We start from the raw sequence: 17,216 nt of genomic DNA on the forward strand, positions 1-17,216 counted from the left end.
GATGGCGTCGGCGCGCCGCACCGAGAAGCCGCTGCACCCGACCAACCTGCACGTGAACCAGGCGCTGTTCCCGCGCGACACCGTGCAGTCGCGCCTGCCGGACCCGGCATGGCTCGAGCGCTGGCTCGACGAGCAGATCCGTTTCGACGGCGAATGGGAGAAGAAGGTCGTCGAGCGGATTCTGCACAACCTGTCGATCCTGTTCGAGCGCACGTTCGCGACCGCGCAGGAGCTGAACCGCTATCGCCGCGAAGTGACCGCGCGGGCGAATGGTGGGGTGGACCACGCGTAGCGGGTCGACACGTTCCGTTGTCGCGCGGCGCGGGCCGAATTCCGGCCGACGGGCGAACCCGATGCATGCCGACCGGCGTTGCCGGCCGGCGGATTATTCATTTCCGGAAATAATCGACTCATCCATTTCTTGAAACGCATGACGAGATCAAAATTCATCCGTTTAGTATTTTTTAATAAACATTCGTTCCCGGATTAAAGCGGCATTTTGCATGTCTGTTGCTGACTGTTTGTTTTTCGCAATCCGGGAAATTCGGTGAAAAGTCGGCTGGTTGAAATTGAATTGTAGGCATTGGGCGCGGCCTCTGTCATGACGGTGAAATCGGCGTGATAACGTCGAACTTTGCCGGAAATCGCCTGTTTTTACGAGAATTTATCAACCATTTTGGTATGCTCGATTCGTTCGCATATTAATTTACAAAATCACTACTCGATAATGTTGGTGTAAGCATATTGATGCGATGAAAATCGATAGATAAATACGAGTGTCATGATTGAAAATAAGAATGATATGTAACCATGCTTCAAGATAAAATCGTTTCCGAATCCAGATAGGAGAAACGGTACAGGGAGACGAACGGCAACTTATCTGTCGAGGGGTGCAACTTTGAGGCGGCGGTATGGCTAATGTGAGATTGGCAAAGCGATTGAGAAGTTTGCCTTCGCTGGATTTCCTGAGAGGCTTCGAATGCGCGGCGCGCCATTTGAGTTTCACGCGTGCGGGGCAGGAGCTCAACGTCACGCAATCGGCCGTGAGTCGCCAGGTCAAGGCGCTCGAAGAGCAGCTCCGGATCGAGCTCTTTCACCGGCATATTCGTTCCCTGACGCTGACCGACAAGGGGCGTGAGTTGTACGACGCGATCTCGTTCGCGTTGTCCGATCTGGAATCGGTGGTCGGCAAGCTGTCGTCGAGTGTCGGCCAGCGTTCGATCTCGTTGTCGACCACCGTCTCGTTCGCGGCGCTGTGGCTGATTCCGCGCCTCGGTTCGTTCCGCGCCAGCTATCCGGACATCGACGTGCGCGTGTCGGCCACGAGCGAAATTGAAGATCTTAAACGCAAACGTTTGCACCTGGCCGTGCGCTACGCCGGCCCGTATACGTCGACCGACGATACCGACGTGCTGTTTCGCGAGCGTGTCGTGGCGGTGTGCAGCCCGAGCCTGATGACGGCGGCGGGTGACGCCGCGTCGATGCAGCCGGCCGACCTCGACAAGCACGTGCTGCTGCATCTCGACGACCCGCGCGGCGAATGGCCGTGGCACGGCTGGAGCCATCTGCTGAAGGCGCTCGGCGTGCCGCGGCTGCGGCCGGCCGGGGCGCTGCACTTCAGCCAGTACGATCAACTGGTCCAGGCCGCCGTCGACGGGCACGGCATCGCGATCGGCAGGCGGCCGCTGGTCGACGGGCTGCTGAAGCAGGGGCGGCTCGTCGAGCTGTTCCCGCATTGCACCGTTGCATCGGGCAGCTACGTGCTCGTGCAGAACCCCGATGCGTGCAACGAATTCGATATCGCGGTGCTGACCAACTGGCTGCTCGAACAAGCGTGCCAGCCGCTCGCGTCGGAGCAGGATACGGCCGGCAGCAACGTGCTGCCGATGTATCGCGTCGGATAGCGCGGCGCGGCGAATGTGTCGTGCGCGGCGTCATGCGCGGCACCTGCAACCTGTGCGATGATGCGCCGCTTCGCGTTCGTTGCAGAACGCCGCCGACCGCGGCGCGCGCCTCCGGGCCACCGCCGAGTCCTGACATCCCGGAGACAGCATGCCCGTACACGGCATTCAAGGCAGTACCCTGCATTACCTCGATAGCGGCGCCGGGTTTCCGGTGCTGCTCGGGCACAGCTATCTGTGGGACGCGACGATGTGGGCGCCGCAGATCGACGCGCTGTCGCGCCGGTATCGCGTGATCGTGCCGGACCTGTGGGGGCATGGCGAATCGGGCGCGCTGCCGGACGGCACGCATACGCTCGACGATCTCGCCACGCAGGCGAGCGCGCTGCTCGATGCGCTGGAGATCGACCAGTGCGCGATCGTCGGGCTCAGCGTGGGCGGCATGTGGGGCGCCCGGCTCGCGTTGCGCGAGCCGCGGCGCGTGCGCTCGCTCGTGATCATGGACGCATCGCTCGAAGCGGAACCCGATGCGACGCGCGCCCGCTACTTCGGGATGCTCGACGCGATCGAGGCCGCAGGCCGCATCGCGCCGCCGCTGCTCGACGCGATCGTGCCGTTGTTCTTCCGGCCGGACGCCGATCTCGACGACCCGGTGCCGACCGCGTTTCGCGATGCGCTCGCGAACCTGCCCGCCGACCGGTTGCGGCAATCGATCGCGCCGCTCGGCCGGCTGATTTTCGGCCGGCCCGACGCGCTCGCGACCCTCGCCGAACTCGATGCCGCGCACACGCTGCTGATGTGCGGTGCGGGCGACATGGCGCGGCCGCCGTCGGAAACCGTGAAGATGGCGAGCGTGATCGGCTGCGCGCATGCGCTGGTGCCCGACGCCGGCCATATCTCGAACCTGGAGAATCCCGCGTTCGTCACGCGCACGCTGCTCGACTGGTTCGACGCGCAGCAACTGCCGTCGAACTGACGGTCACGCGAACGGCGACGCCCGCGCGGCGTCGCATCGACCTGCGTCACGCACGCTCGCTGACCGGCGTGAACTTCCGGTCGCGCACGCGCGCTTCGTCGGCATCACCGCGTACGAGGTTCAATGCTTCCGCGCGGCTCGCCACGCACGGCCCGGAGCCGGGCAGCGGCTGACGCGCGGTCTCGCGCAGCGCGAGCACCGACACGATGCCGATGAACGACGCACCCATCAGGTAGTAGGCGGGCATCATCAGGTCGCCGGTGCGATCGACCAGCCACGCGGTGACGAGCGGCGTCGTGCCGCCGAACAGCGACACCGACACGTTGAAGCCGATCGCGAGCGCACCGTAGCGAATCCGCGTCGGGAACAGCGCGGGCAGCGCCGACGGCATCACGCCCGTGAACGTCGACAGCAGGACGCCGTAAATCAGCATCCCGCCGAAGATCGGCAGCGTGCCGCCGGTGCGGATCAGCATCAGCGCCGGCACCGACAGCGCGAGCAGGCCCACGCAGCCGGCCATCATCACCGGCTTGCGGCCGACCTTGTCCGACAGGTGCCCGGCGTACAGCGTCATCGGCATCATCAGCACCATCACGAGCAGCACCATGAAGAGCCCGTGCGATTCGCGCACGTGCAGCGTCGCCGACAGGTAGCTCGGCAGGTACGACAGCGCCATGTAGTCGGTCACGTTGAAGATCAGCACGAGGCCGACGCATTGCAGCAGCGGCTTCCACTGTTCGACGAGCAGCGTCGCGAAGCGCTGTTTCGGCCGCGCGCGTTCGTCCGCTTCGCGCGCTTCGGCTTCCTTCTTGAAGGCCGGCGTTTCCTCGAGCTTGAGCCGTACGTAGAGGCCGACGAGGCCGAGCGGCCCGGCGATGAAGAACGGCACGCGCCAGCCCCACGACAGCAGCGTTTCCTGCGACAGCGTGGCCGTCAGCAGCGCGACCGTAGCCGCGCCGAGCGTATAGCCGATCAGCGTGCCGAACTCGAGGAAGCTGCCCATGAAGCCGCGACGCCTGTCGGTCGCGAACTCGGCGATGAAGGTGGCGGCGCCGCCGTACTCGCCGCCGGTCGAGAAGCTCTGCACGAGGCGGGCGACGAGCAGCAGGATCGGGGCCATGATGCCGATCGACGCATAGCTCGGGATCAGGCCGATCGCGAAGGTGCCGACGGCCATCATGATCATCGTGGCGGCGAGCACGCGCTGGCGGCCGATGCGATCGCCGAGCGGGCCGAACACCATGCCGCCGAGCGGGCGCACGAGGAACGCGGCCGCGAACGTGCCGAAGGTGGCCAGCAACTGCGCGGACGGGCTGCTGGACGGGAAGAACACCTTGCCGAGCGTGACGGCGATATAGCTGTAGACGCCGAAGTCGAACCATTCCATCGCGTTGCCGAACGCCATCGCGCCGACCGCGCGCTTGAGGATGGCCGGGTCGACGATCGTGATGTCATCCAGCTTGATGGACTGGCGCGAAGACCGGGTTTTCGCGGGGCGCGCTTGCGACGGGCTCAATGTTCTCTCCTGGAGTTGCCTTGGCGGCGCGGCCGGCGGGAATGCGGCCGGGGGCACGCGGGCCGACGGACAGCGAAGGCGGATGTCTCGGGGATGCCTCGATGCCGGTGGCGTGACGCGCGCGGCGGACGACACCGGGCAGGTGTGTTGTGCGAACCAGTTTAGAGAAACGGGCGGGAGCGGCTATCGGTCATGCGCCCGGAACCCGGTGGTAAACGACACGCGGGGAGCGGTGTCGGTCGCGCGCGGCCTCGGGACCGGAACGCGCGGCGTGGACAGTCATCTCGCCGTGCGCCGGCGCGCGGATGCCAGCAACGCGACGAATGCCGCTTCGTCCGCGCGCAGGCCGCGCGGCGTACGCCGGACCGCCAGCGCGGCGAGCGTGCCCGCCTCGAACGCGTCGAGCACGGCCGGATGGATGTAGCAGCGCCGGCACACGGCCGGCGTGTTGCGCAGCAGCTCGGCCACCGCGCGCACGGTCTCGACGATCTGCTTGCGGGCATGCGTGACGCCGCGATGCTCGATGCGCCGCAGCAACCCGAGCGCGTGCACGCTGCCGGCCCAGGTCCGGTAATCCTTCGCGGTGAAATCGGCGCCGCCGGCCTCGCGCAGGTAGTCGTTCACGTCGGACGACCCGACCGGATGGCGCACGCCGTCGTCGTCCACATACTGGAACAGCTCGTGCCCGGGCAGTTCCGCGCAGCGCCGCACGATCCGCGCGACCCGCGCGTCGTCGACCGTCACGTCGTGTTCGATCCCGCTCTTGCCGGCGAAGCGCAGCCGCACCTGGCCGGGCTGGATCTTCAAATGGCGCTTGCGCAGCGTCGTCAGCCCGTACGAGCCGTTCTCGCGCGCGTATTCCGCGTTGCCGATCCGTGCGAGCGTCGTGTCGAGCAAGCGAACGATCGTCGCGACGACCTTGTCGCGCGGCATGCCCGGCAGCGCCAGATCGCGGGTGACGCGTGCGCGGATGCGCGGCAGCGCCCGCGCGAACGCGGCCATCCGCGCGTACTTGTTCGCATCGCGCGTTTCCCGCCATTGCGGGTGATAGCGATACTGCTTGCGGCCGCGCGCGTCGCGGCCCGTCGCCTGCAAGTGGCCGAGCGGATCGGCGCAGATCCACACGTCGGTGTAGGCCGGTGGAATCGCCAGCGCGTCGATGCGGGCGATTTCCGCGGCATCGCGAATCCGCGTGCCGTCCTGCGCGTAATACGCGAAGCCGTTGCGCAGGCGGCGGCGCGTGTAGCCGGGCTGGCGGTCGTCGACGTGGCGCAGCGCCGCGGCCGTGCTCGAAGCGGGCTGCTTCATGCGCTCGTGTGCCGGTTGACGGCGATGGCGATGGATGGCGACCCGTGCTCGTGGGCTGCGGTCATGTGTTTGCTCCCTTGTTCGTAATGGGCCCGGACGGCGACCTGCAGCACGGCATGAGCGGTCGTTGCGGAGCGGGAGCAAGAATCGTGCGCCGGCGGGCCGTACGACGCGACGGCGGAGCGGCCAGGAAATGCCGTTCGCGGCGACGACGAAACGTCATCGGCCGGCCGCGGGCTCGGGACACCTCGACATCCGTTGGTCGAGCTTCTCCAGCAGAAACTCGGCGACGGCCGTCACCGCGGGCGGCAGCGGCGGGCGGCTCGTATAGACGAGCTGCAGCCCGAGCCCGGCGCCGGAGCGCTGGTAGGCCGGCAGCACGCGCGCCAGCTTGCCTTCGTCGATCGCCGCCGCGGCGAGCACCTGCGGCACCAGCGCGATGCCGAGGCCGGCGAGGCACGCCTGCACGACCACGCGCATGTCGTTGACCGAGAAACGGCCGTCGATCGAAATCTCCTGCGTGCCGCGCGGCCCCTGCAGGCGCCACATGCTGCGTCCCTGGCGGCTCGACACCGTCAGGCAATCATGGTCGGCCAGTTCGCGCGGCGTGCGCGGCGTGCCGCGTCGTTCGAGATAAGCGGGGCTGGCGGCGAGGATCATCGTGTCCGGCGCGATCCGGCGCACGCGGAAGCTGCCGCCGGTCTCGATGCCGATGCGCAGTGCGAGGTCGATGCGCTCGGCGATCAGGTCGGACGGCGTGTCGTCGAGCAGGAAGTCGATGCTGATTCGCGGATAGCGCGCGTAGAACTCGGCCAGCCATTCCAGCTTGATCACTTCGAACAGGCCGGCCATCGCCGCCACGCGCACGGTTCCGGACGGTTCCTGCCCGTCCGCATGCTGCCGCTCGATCTCGAAGATCCGGTCGAGTGCCGGCGCGTAGCGCTCGAACAGCGCCAGGCCCTCGGTGCTCGGCGCAAGCTTGCGGGTCGAGCGATGCAGCAGGCGCGTGCCGATGTGCCCTTCGAACTGGTCGATGCGCCGGCTCAGCGTATTGGCCGGCATGCGCAGGCGTCGTGCGGCCTCCGAAAAGCTGCCGGCGCGGACGACCTGGACGAACAGCGCGAGATCATTCAGATCGAGCATGGGATTGCTCCAGAAATGGATTAATCAAATCCTGTTTATCCATCTAGTGTAAAGCTGAATCGATCTCCATACTGGTCTCACGCTACCGGCAAATCCATCCGTCTCAAGGAGAATCTGCATGAAACTGCTGCACATCGATTCGAGCATCCTCGGCCAGGGCTCGGTCAGCCGCGAACTGTCGGCGGAAATCGTCGCCCGCTTCCGCGCCCGCGATCCCGGCCTCGCGGTCACGCACCTCGACCTCGCCGCCACGCCGCTCGGCCATCTGGCCGCCGAACACCTTGCCGCCGCGCAAGGCGCGCCGGTCGACGACGCGCTGAAGGCGGACGTCGACACCGGTCAGCACGCGCTCGACACGTTCCTCGCCGCGGATATCGTGGTGGTCGGCGCGCCGATGTACAACTTCGGCATCCCGTCGCAACTGAAGGCGTGGATCGACCGCATCCTGGTGGCCGGCAAGACCTTCCGCTACGACGAGAACGGGCCGACAGGCCTGTGCGGCGGCAAGAAACTGGTCATCGCATCGTCGCGCGGCGGCGTGTACAGCGCAGGGTCGCCGGTGGCGTCGCTCGATCATCAGGAAACCTATCTGAAAGACGCATTCGCGTTCATCGGCGTCACCGACATCACGTTCATTCGTGCCGAAGGCGTCGCGATGGGGCCGGACAAGCGCACGGGCGCCATTGCATCGGCGAAGGAAGCGGCGGCGGCCCTCGCGGCCTGACGCAACGCGCCGGATACCGGCCACCGGAGAACCCATGTTGAATACCCTCGATTCCGTTCCCTCGACCATCGCCGCCGGCCGTCATGTCGTGTTCCGCACGCGCGGCCACGCGCACGGGCCGGTCGTCCGCATGGTCAGCCCGTCCGACGTCGGCGAGATGATCAAGCCGTTCGTGTTCCTCGACCTGATCGATACGCGGGCGCCGCTCGGCAAACCGGCCTTCGGCTGGCATCCGCATTCGGGCATCGCCACGCTGACGCTCCTGATCGACGGGCACGGCACCTACGTGGAATCGACGGGCCACGAAGGCCCGATGGGGGCCGGCGACATCGAATGGATGAGCGCGGGGCGCGGCGTCTGGCATACGGGTTTCGTGGTGCCGCCGGTCAAGGCGTTCCAGCTGTGGGTGGCGTTGCCGCCGGGGCGCGAGCTGGCGCCGGCGTTCAGTCAGCACCTGTCGATCGACGACATCCCGACGGACGGGCCGGCCCGCGTGCTGCTCGGCCGCCACGGCGGCGCAGTGAGCCCGGTCGATGCGCCGCCGGGCATCAACTACGTCGTCGTGCAGTTGGCGGCGGGTGAGCGCTGGACCTGCCGGCCGCCGCAGGGCCACCGGGTCGGCTGGGCCGCCGTGATGGACGGCCGCCTGCGCACGCCGGACCCGGTCGGGCGGGGCGAGCTGGTCGTGTTCGACGCGTCCGATGCGCCGATCGAATTCGAGGCCGTGACCGACGCGCGCTTTGTGGTCGGTACCGCGATTCCGCATCCGCACGATCTTCATCTGGGCGCCTACTCGATGCATACGAGCGCCGCCGCGCTGGTGGAAGGCGAGCGCGAAATCGTACGTGTCGGCCGTGAACTGCGCGCCAGGGGCGCGATGCGCTGATGCTTTCGTCTGCGTCGATATCCGGCCTCCGTTCAAGGCGGCCTGCGCGCCGAGACGCCGCGCCCGCGGGGTCTCGCGCTTAGGTGTTTATACGTATGCCGATTCCGGCATCGGCCCAATCCAATATTTCATTGGAAGGTTATCGGACTTGTTTCTAGACTGATGCGGGGCATGTATACCGCGCCGGCCGCACACGCCGGCCGGCGCAGCCCGATCCGCGCCAGCGCCACGCAGAAACACAACAGCGCCGCGGCACACAACGACATCATCGGAGACGGACCATGACATTCATCAGGAAGCTGGCGGCCGGCGCGATCGTCGCCGCGGCGACGGTGCTGGCAGGCGGCGCGCACGCGCAGCAAAAGCCGATCACGCTCGGGTTCTCGCAAGTCGGCGCGGAAAGCGCCTGGCGCACCGCGAATACCGTATCGGTGAAGGGCGCGGCGAAGGACGCCGGCATCAACCTGAAGTTTTCCGACGCCCAGCAGAAGCAGGAGAACCAGATTCGCGCGATCCGCTCGTTCATCGCGCAGAAGGTCGACGTGATCGCGTTCTCGCCGGTCGTCGAATCGGGCTGGGAGCCGGTGCTGACCGAAGCGAAGGCCGCGCATATCCCGGTGATCCTGACCGACCGCGGGGTCGACGTGAAGGACCCGTCGCTGTACGTGACGATGATCGGCTCCGACTTCCTCGAGGAAGGGCGGCGCGCCGGCCACTGGCTGGAAGAGCGCTACAAGAACGACGCAGGCCCGATCAACATCGTCGAGCTGCAAGGGACGGTCGGCTCCGCGCCGGCCAACGATCGCCGCGCGGGCCTGCTCGAGGTGATCAAGAACAATCCGAAATTCAAGGTGATCGCGTCGCAGAGCGGCGACTTCACGCTCGCCGGCGGCAAGCAGGTGATGGAAGCGTTCGCGAAGACCTACGGCAAGCAGATCAACGTCGTCTATGCGCACAACGACGACATGGCGCTCGGCGCGATCCAGGCGATGGAAGAGGCCGGCATCAAGCCCGGCAAGGACGTGAGCGTCGTGTCGTTCGACGCGACGAAGGGCGGCTTCCAGGCGATGGTCGCGGGCAAGATCAACGTCGACGTCGAATGCAGCCCGCTGCTCGGCCCGCAACTGATGAGCGCGGTGAAGGACGTCGTCGCCGGCAAGCAGTTGCCCAAGCGCATCGTGACCAACGAGACGGTGTTCCCGATGAACGTCGCGGCGCAGGTGCTGCCGACCCGCAAGTACTGACCTGTCCGCCCGGGCGGCGGCCTCGCGGCCGCCGTCCGGCGACGCTTCGAGGGAGGCTGCATGCAGAGTCCGCCGGTGGTCGAGATGATCGGCATCGACAAGTCGTTTCCGGGCGTCAGCGCGCTGCAGCGCGTGGACTTCCGGCTGTTTCCGGGTGAAATCCACGCGCTGATGGGCCAGAACGGCGCGGGCAAGTCGACGCTGATCAACGTGCTCACCGGCGTGCATGCGCACGATGCGGGCGAGATTCGCGTCGGCGGCGCGCCGGTGAATTTCGCCGCGCCGCGCGAGGCCGAGGCGGCCGGCATCCAGACGCTCTACCAGGAAGTGAACCTGTGCGCGAACCTGTCGGTCGCGGAGAACATCTTCGCGGGCCGGCAGCCGATGCGGCGCGGCGCGATCGACTGGAAGACGATCCATGCGCGCTCGCGCGACGCGCTCGCCGAACTCGACCTGGCGCTCGACGTCACGCGTTCGCTCGATTCGTATCCGATCGCGGTACAGCAGATGGTGGCGATCGCGCGGGCGGTGTCGGTCGACGCGCGCGTGCTGATTCTCGACGAACCGACCTCGAGCCTCGACGACGGCGAGGTCGCACGCCTGTTCGACGTGCTGCGCCGGCTGAAGGCGTCGGGCATCGCGATCCTGTTCGTCACGCATTTTCTCGAGCAGACCTATGCGGTGTCCGACCGCATCACCGTGATGCGCAACGGCGAGCGCGAAGGCGAGTACCTCGCGCGGGACCTGCCGGTCGACGTGCTGGTCGCGAAGATGACCGGCCGCGAGCGCATGTCCGAGACGCTGCAGGCGGGCGCCGCGGCGGTCGAGCGTGACACCGCGACCACCGCGCCGTTCCTGTCGATGCAGCAGGTCGGCCGGCGCGGGATGATGAGCGCGCTCGATCTCGACGTGCGCCCCGGCGAGATCGTCGGGCTGGCCGGGCTGCTCGGCTCGGGCCGCACCGAGACCGCGCAACTGGCGTTCGCCGCCGCGCGCCCGGATACCGGCGCGATCGAGATCGACGGCGCGCGCAAGCGGCTCGCGTCACCGCACGACGCGGTGCGCAGCGGCATCGCGTACTGTCCGGAAGACCGCAAGAAGGAGGGCATCGTCGCCGCGCTGTCGATCCGCGAGAACATCGTGCTCGCGCTGCAGGCGCGGCGCGGCTGGTGGCGGCTGATCGGGCGGGCGCGCCAGCGCGAGATCGCCGACACGTACATCGCCCGGCTCGGCATCAAGGCGCGCGACGCGGAGCAGCCGATCGGGCTGCTGTCGGGCGGCAACCAGCAGAAGGTGCTGCTCGCGCGCTGGCTCGCGACGGACCCGAAGCTGCTGATTCTCGACGAGCCGACACGCGGCATCGACGTCGCCGCGAAGTTCGACATCATGGAGCGGGTGCTCGCGCTGTGCGCGCAGGGGCTCGCGATCCTGTTCATCTCGTCGGAGATCGGCGAGGTCGTGCGCGTGAGCCATCGGATCGCGGTGCTGCGCGACCGCCGCAAGGTCGCGGAGCTGAGCGGCGCCGATGCGTCCGAGGAGCAGGTTTACCGGTTGATTGCGGGAGGCCAGTCATGACGTGGCTACGCACGCTGTTCCGTCATTCGCTCGCGTGGCCGGTGCTGACGCTCGCGCTGCTGTTCGCGCTGGATGTCGCGTATCGTCCCGGCTTCCTGTCGATCGCGCTGCTCGACGGCCACCTGTTCGGCGCGCCGATCGACATCCTGAACCGCGCGGCGCCGCTCGTGATCGTGTCGCTCGGGATGACGCTCGTGATCGCGACCCGCGGGATCGACATCTCGGTCGGCGCGATCGTCGCGATCGCCGGCGCGGCGGCCGCGACCGTGCTCGAGGCGGACCCGTCGCAAGTCGGCGCGGCGCTGGCCGCCGCGCTCGGCGTCGGGCTGCTGGCCGGTGCGTGGAACGGGCTGCTGGTCGCGTTCGTCGGGATGCAGCCGATCATCGCGACGCTGATCCTGATGGTGGCCGGCCGCGGCGTCGCGCAATTGCTGACGGGCGGCCAGATCATCCCGATCGGTGCGCCCGGCTACCTTGCGCTCGGCGGCGGCTATCTCGCGACCGTGCCGTGCGCGGTATGGATCGCGCTCGCGACGATCGGCGCGACCGCGCTGCTGGTGAACCGTACGGCACTCGGGCTGTTCATTCGCGCGATCGGCGTGAACCCGGTCGCGACGCGGCTCGTCGGGCTGCGCTCGGGCGCGGTCGTGTTCGGCGTGTATCTGTGCTCGGGCGTGATGTCGGCGCTCGCGGGCATCCTCGCGAGCTCGAACGTGCGCAGTGCCGACGGCAACAACGCGGGGCTGCTGCTCGAACTCGACGCGATCCTCGCGGTGACGCTCGGCGGCACGTCGCTGCTCGGCGGCCGCTTCAGCCTCGCGGGCTCGGTGCTCGGCGCGCTGATCATCCAGACGCTCACCTACACGACCTATTCGATCGGCGTGCCGCCGGAGGCGACGCTCGTCGTCAAGGCGGTCGTCGTGATCGTCGTGACGCTGATCCAGTCGGACGCGGCGCGCGCGCTGCTGGTGCGGCACGCGTCGCGGCTGCTGCCTTCCGCGCGATCGCGCGCCACCACCACCGGAGCGACGCCGCGATGAACCGTTTCCTTGGCCGCCTCGCCGACCCGCGCACGCTGCCGATCGTCGTGACGATCGTGCTGTTCGCCGCGCTGTTCGGCTTCGGGTCCGTGATGTACACGGGCTTTTTCTCGATGCAGGTGCTCACAGGGCTGCTCGTCGACAACGCGTTCCTGCTGATCGTCGCGATCGGGATGACGTTCGTGATCGTGTCGGGCGGCATCGACCTGTCGGTCGGCTCGGTCGTTGCGCTGACAACGATCTTCTGCGCGGTCGGCGCCGAACGGCTGCACTGGCCCGTGTGGGTGATCGTGCCGCTGGTGCTCGCGTTCGGCGCGCTGTACGGCGCGGCGATGGGCGCGCTGATCCACTATTTCCGGCTGCAGCCGTTCATCGTCACGCTCGCCGGGATGTTTCTCGCGCGCGGCGCGTGCTTCCTGATCACGACGCAGTCGATCACGATCAACGCGCCGGCGTTCCATGCGATTGCGGGCATCAGCGTGCCGCTCGGCGGCGGCATGCTGAGTGCCGGTGCGCTGATCGCGCTCGCGACGCTGGCCGTCGCGATCTACGTCGCGCACTTCACGCGCTTCGGCCGCAACGTCTATGCGGTCGGCGGCAACGAACGCTCGGCGCTGCTGATGGGCTTGCCGGTCGCGCGCACGAAGATCGGCGTCTACGCGCTGAGCGGCTTCTGCTCGGCGCTCGGCGGCGTGGTGTTCACGTTGTACGTGCTGTCGGGCTATGGGCTGCAGGCGCAGGGGATGGAACTCGACGCGATCGCCGCGACCGTGATCGGCGGCACGCTGCTGACGGGCGGCGTGGGGTACGTGATCGGTTCGGTGTTCGGGGTCGGCATCCTCGGCACGATCCAGGTGCTGATCACGTTCGACGGCACGCTGAGTTCGTGGTGGACGCGGATCGTGATCGGCGCGCTGCTGTGCGTGTTCTGCGTGCTGCAGCGGGTCATCGAGCGGCATGCGACGCGGCGGCGTACCGGCGGCACCGGGCTCGGCGCGCGGCGGCCGACTCAGGCTGCCGCGCCCGCGCGGCCGGCGCCGCCCAAGGAGGACATCGGGCTGGTATCGACGATGCGGCGGTCGTAGTGCGACCGACTACCCTGGCGCGAGGAGAACGAGATGAAGCGCGATGACATGACAGCGGACGTGGCCGATGCGCTGGCCGTCGAGCATGGCCGTCGGCCGCTGCTCGATCTCGGCGACGCGCGCGACTGCCGGATCGTGGCCGATGCGCTGCGGGTGCTGCTGCGCGAGCGCTCGGAAGCGCTGGCGTTCGCGATGCGCGTGGCTGACGAACACGGCCGCCCACGCCCGGATGCCGGCGAATTCGGACTGACCGACATCATTCGACTGGCCCGCGTGGTCGAGCGGGCCGATCGGCAGCGCGAGCGAACCGCGATGGAGTGATGCGCGCGGCCGCCTGCCGGCCGCGCGTGGGGCCGTGCCGTCAGGCCGGCCCGGTCGCGTCCGTCTCGATGTCGAAGGGCGTATCCGCGACGCGCATGCGTTTCAGCGAGCCGGCCAGTTTTTCGATCGCGTGCAGGTCCAGCGCATCGAGGTGCTCGCGCATTTCCTGCACGAACGGCGCATGGCCCGGCTCGTCCACGTACTGGCCGAGCCATTCCTCGATATCGGTCAGCCGACCTTCGCCGGCGAGCGCGATCAGCTCGGCGAGCGCGTCGGCGGGCGGGCTGCGCATCGCCGGCGCCGCGTGTGCCGGCTCCGCTTCGTCGGCGGGATGAAACTGCCGGACGAGCCCCGACGCCGGTGCGAGCGCATGGCCGAGGGCCGGCGCGACGACCGCGAACGAGAACGTCGTGCCGATGCCCGGCTGGCTCGCGACGGCCAGCTCGCCGCCCATCGCGGTGACGATGCGCTGCGCGATGAACAGGCCGAGCCCGGTGCCGCCGTTCACCGCCTGCACCTGCTGGTACGCGCGGAAGATGTCGGTGGTCGTGGTGATGTCGATGCCGATGCCCGTATCGGCTACCTCGAACAGCAGGCGCCATGCATCGCCTTCGCGCGACGCGTGGATCGACAGCGTGACCGTGCCGTTGCGCGTGAATTTCGATGCGTTGGACAGCAGGTTCAGCAATACCTGTTGCAGCCGGATGCCGTCGATCAGTACCGTGCGCGGCAGCGCCGTGACCGGCCGGTAGACGAACCGGTTGTCCTGCTGCGCGCACAGCGCGACCGCGTAGTGGCCGATGTCGTCCAGCAGCCCGGGCAGGTCGGTGCGGTCGGGCGCGACGCCGAGCGGCTGGAGTTCGGCCTTCGTGAACGCGAGCAATTCGTCGATCAGCGCGAGCTGGTAGCGGATGCTGCGGTCGATCGACCGGATCAGCCGCGCCTGGCCGCGTGTCGCGCCTTCCAGCAGCAGCTTCGCATAGCCGTTGATCGTCGACAGCGGCGCGCGCAGGTCGTGGCTGACATAGCCGAGCGTCTCGATCTTCTGCTGCATGTGCGTTTTCGACTGCTGCAACGCGTCGTTGAGCGCCACCGTGCGCCGCGCGACCTCGTCGCGCAGCCGGTCCTGTTCGGTGAGCTGCCAGTGTTCGAGCCGCTTGCGTGCCTCGGTGCGCTGCCGGCCCACGTGGTGAATCCACGCGGCCAGCACCAGCAGGTGCGTCGCGAGCCCGATGATCGCGATGACCGGATTCGGAAAGACGTCGGACCGGATCCATGACAGCACGGGCGGCAGCGCATCGCGGCCGTCGAGCATGCGGATCAGCATGTTGAACGTCGCGAACGCGACCGCGATCAGCATCACGCGGCCCGTCGGCGTGCGCCGGATCACGAGCATCAGCGCGAGGCTGATGTTGACGATCGCGAGCACGGTGTTCAGCCACAGGCAGAACCACGCGAAGGTCGCCAGATCGCCGAACGCCGCGCCGGCGATCCCCACGCATTCGAGCGCGAGAAACACCACGTACACCGCGCGCATCGGCATCCTGGCCTTCTCGCGATGCGCGACCATCAGGATGAAGACGATGAAGCACGCGACCGACAGGTACGCGAAGATCGTTTCGCCGCGCGTCGACCACTCGCGGGCGCCGGGCGACAGCGCCATCGCGAGATAGCCGCGATACGCCGCTTCGAACAGCGCGGTGTTCAGGGTCAGCGCGGCCAGCACGTGGAATACGCCGCTGCGCGAGAAAAAGCCGATCAGCAGCGCGCACCAGACGAGGGCGAGCAGCCCGCCGAAGAACCCGAAGTTCCACATCGACGCGTGCAATTCCTGCGCGATCCACCCGTCGCGGGTGAACGCGACCGGCGCGAGCCGCATTTCCTTGCGCGACGTGATGCGGATCAGCACGGGCAGCGGTTCGCCCGCGCGCAGCGTGACGTCGAGGGTCGGGTAGCGCGACGGCGCATCGAGCGCGTCGCCGCGATCGGTCGGGAAGCTGCGATCGAGCACCCACTGGCCGTGCCGGCCGACATAGAAATCGGCCCGGTCGACGCGCGCATCGCGAATCGCGAGCACCAGCGGGCGCGTCCCGCTGTCGCGGTTGATCAGCGTCGCGCGGACCCACCACGCCGAGCGCGAGAACGTCACGTTGAACGCGGTGCGGGCCGAGGTGGCTGCGTGACGCGACGGATCGGCGAACCGCGCGGCGACCTCGTCGGCCGATAGCGTCGTGCCGGCGTCCTCCAAAACCGATACCGCTTCGAGTTGCGCGGGATTCGGCGCCGTTGCGGCACGGGCCGTCGCGCACGTGACGGCCAGCGCCGCCAGCAGCAGGAGCAACACGCGACATCCCGCCGTCCATGCCGCGTCGCGCCTACGCATCGCCGTGGTGCCCCCCCGGCGCGGCCGGCGCGTCGACCGCGTGGCGCTGGCGCCGCCAGTCGGACGGCGTGATGCCGAAGCGTTCGCGGAATGCCGTCGCGAAATTGCCGGGCGTGGAAAAGCCGATTTCCTCGGCGATGTCGCCGATGCCCATCGACGTTTCCGACAGGAAGTGCATCGCGGCGCGCAGCCGCGTATCGCGCAGGTATTCGAATACGGTCTGGCCGAGATGATCGCGGAACACGCGCGACAGCCGCTTTTCGTGCGTGCCGACCTGCTTCGCGAGATCCTCGAGCGCCGGCGGATGGCGCAGGTCGCGCAGCAGTACCTCGCTCGCCGCGCGCACGAGGGCGGCGTCGGGGTTGTCGGGCAAATCGGGCAGGTGTGCGAACGGCTGGCTGCGCCGCGTGCGCTTCAGATGATTGCGGATTCGCGCGATGACTTCCGCCGGTTCGAACGGCTTGACGATGTAGTCGATCGCACCCGTTTCGAGCCCCGCGATGCGATCCTCGAGATCGCCGGCGGCCGTCAGGATGATCACCGGAATGGATTGCGTCGACGGTGTGGACGCCAGCAGCCGGCTCGCGGCGAAACCGTCCATGCGCGGCATGCGGACGTCCATCAGGATCAGGTCGGGCGCGATGGCCTGCGCGCGGTGATAGGCCTGCAGCCCGTCGAACGCGACGCTGATCCGGCACCGCGCGGTGCGCAGGATTTCGATCAGGAGCCGCAGGTCGTTCGGGCGGTCGTCGACGATCAGGATATGGGCGCCAGCGAGATCCGGCGTGGTGCGTGGCGACGCCGAACTGGGCAAGCGGGATGACATGGTTGCGAACGCGTTGGAAGGGAGTGGGCCTGTCAGGTCGGCGGCATCGCAATCTGGACGATTGTTGCGAAAAATTATATGTCGACAACAGCGCCGATTGTGAGGATTCCGTGCGGCGCGTGTGGGCTTGTCGCAGGGGCATGGCGGATGCGCGGCGGGAGTGTCGGTGCTTCGGAAAATTGTGCCGAATCGATTAATAAAATTCCGGTCTTTATTTCCGGTTGAGGGGTTTTTGAAATTTGAATGGCCCGGATGATGAATTCATGTGCGAGGTGTCGAGTGTCAGAT

The 17,216-nt window shown here is 67.8% G+C and carries 15 protein-coding genes and 1 pseudogene; 10 read left to right on the top strand and 6 right to left on the bottom strand.

Annotated elements, in window-relative coordinates; all coding sequences use genetic code 11:
- From H3O04_RS25130 to H3O04_RS25140, 3 genes and pseudogenes are all read left to right on the top strand, one after another.
- Positions 1-292 (top strand): annotated as a pseudogene (locus H3O04_RS25130) (ferritin-like domain-containing protein); the annotation flags it as partial.
- A 619-nt stretch (positions 293-911) separates the two neighbouring features.
- Complete coding sequence (locus H3O04_RS25135) at positions 912-1,904, top strand: LysR substrate-binding domain-containing protein (protein WP_006481185.1); 993 nt, start codon at positions 912-914, stop codon at positions 1,902-1,904.
- A 148-nt stretch (positions 1,905-2,052) separates the two neighbouring features.
- Entirely contained in the window at positions 2,053-2,877 is an 825-nt protein-coding gene (locus tag H3O04_RS25140) for an alpha/beta fold hydrolase (protein ID WP_202588663.1), read from the top strand.
- Between the two features lie 46 nt (positions 2,878-2,923).
- Here the strand turns inward: H3O04_RS25140 and proP are convergent, their stop codons facing one another.
- The 3 genes from proP to H3O04_RS25155 all read right to left on the bottom strand — a co-directional run bounded on the left by proP (position 2,924) and on the right by H3O04_RS25155 (position 6,844).
- Positions 2,924-4,393, bottom strand: a complete 1,470-nt coding sequence (gene proP / locus H3O04_RS25145) for a glycine betaine/L-proline transporter ProP (RefSeq protein ID WP_202588664.1) — start codon at positions 4,391-4,393, stop codon at positions 2,924-2,926.
- Between the two features lie 279 nt (positions 4,394-4,672).
- Positions 4,673-5,701, bottom strand: coding sequence for a DNA topoisomerase IB (locus tag H3O04_RS25150; protein ID WP_006481188.1), 1,029 nt, complete (start codon positions 5,699-5,701; stop codon positions 4,673-4,675).
- Between the two features lie 219 nt (positions 5,702-5,920).
- Positions 5,921-6,844, bottom strand: a complete 924-nt coding sequence (locus H3O04_RS25155) for a LysR family transcriptional regulator (RefSeq protein WP_006481189.1) — start codon at positions 6,842-6,844, stop codon at positions 5,921-5,923.
- A 118-nt stretch (positions 6,845-6,962) separates the two neighbouring features.
- Between H3O04_RS25155 and H3O04_RS25160 the strand changes: the two genes are divergently transcribed.
- The 7 genes from H3O04_RS25160 (at position 6,963) to H3O04_RS25190 (ending at position 13,719) form a co-directional block, all read left to right on the top strand.
- A complete protein-coding gene (locus tag H3O04_RS25160) occupies positions 6,963-7,568 on the top strand; it encodes an FMN-dependent NADH-azoreductase (protein ID WP_006481190.1) in 606 nt (201 codons plus the stop codon).
- Between the two features lie 34 nt (positions 7,569-7,602).
- The gene (locus H3O04_RS25165) at positions 7,603-8,454 is read left to right on the top strand and encodes a pirin family protein (protein WP_202588665.1); all 852 of its coding nucleotides are present in this window, start codon (positions 7,603-7,605) and stop codon (positions 8,452-8,454) included.
- Between the two features lie 281 nt (positions 8,455-8,735).
- Positions 8,736-9,698 carry an ABC transporter substrate-binding protein gene (locus tag H3O04_RS25170; protein WP_011549177.1) on the top strand — a complete coding sequence of 321 codons (963 nt, stop codon included), beginning with the start codon at positions 8,736-8,738 and terminating at the stop codon, positions 9,696-9,698.
- A gap of 60 nt (positions 9,699-9,758) precedes the next feature.
- Positions 9,759-11,273 (top strand): sugar ABC transporter ATP-binding protein, encoded by a 1,515-nt coding sequence (locus H3O04_RS25175; protein ID WP_006481193.1) that lies wholly within the window; start codon positions 9,759-9,761, stop codon positions 11,271-11,273.
- A complete protein-coding gene (locus H3O04_RS25180; RefSeq protein WP_023475175.1) occupies positions 11,270-12,313 on the top strand; it encodes an ABC transporter permease in 1,044 nt (347 codons plus the stop codon). Before H3O04_RS25175 ends, H3O04_RS25180 begins: the two co-directional genes overlap by 4 nt.
- Positions 12,310-13,398, top strand: a complete 1,089-nt coding sequence (yjfF, locus tag H3O04_RS25185) for a galactofuranose ABC transporter, permease protein YjfF (RefSeq protein WP_006481195.1) — start codon at positions 12,310-12,312, stop codon at positions 13,396-13,398. The genes H3O04_RS25180 and yjfF overlap by 4 nt, the downstream gene beginning before the upstream one ends.
- Positions 13,399-13,431: 33 nt before the next feature.
- Complete coding sequence (locus H3O04_RS25190) at positions 13,432-13,719, top strand: hypothetical protein (protein WP_105798172.1); 288 nt, start codon at positions 13,432-13,434, stop codon at positions 13,717-13,719.
- 40 nt (positions 13,720-13,759) lie between these two features.
- Here H3O04_RS25190 and H3O04_RS25195 read toward each other — a convergent pair whose 3' ends face one another.
- The 3 genes from H3O04_RS25195 to H3O04_RS36270 form a co-directional block, all read right to left on the bottom strand.
- Positions 13,760-16,102 carry a sensor histidine kinase gene (locus H3O04_RS25195; protein WP_202588666.1) on the bottom strand — a complete coding sequence of 781 codons (2,343 nt, stop codon included), beginning with the start codon at positions 16,100-16,102 and terminating at the stop codon, positions 13,760-13,762.
- A complete protein-coding gene (locus H3O04_RS25200) occupies positions 16,095-16,928 on the bottom strand; it encodes a response regulator transcription factor (protein WP_202588667.1) in 834 nt (277 codons plus the stop codon). The genes H3O04_RS25195 and H3O04_RS25200 overlap by 8 nt, the downstream gene beginning before the upstream one ends.
- 74 nt (positions 16,929-17,002) lie before the next feature.
- Positions 17,003-17,216, bottom strand: a 214-nt coding sequence (locus H3O04_RS36270) for a hypothetical protein (RefSeq protein WP_237666417.1), incomplete at its 5' end; no start/stop codon positions are given.

This window comes from Burkholderia sp. KCJ3K979 (assembly GCF_016759955.1).
Lineage (GTDB): Bacteria > Pseudomonadota > Gammaproteobacteria > Burkholderiales > Burkholderiaceae > Burkholderia > Burkholderia orbicola.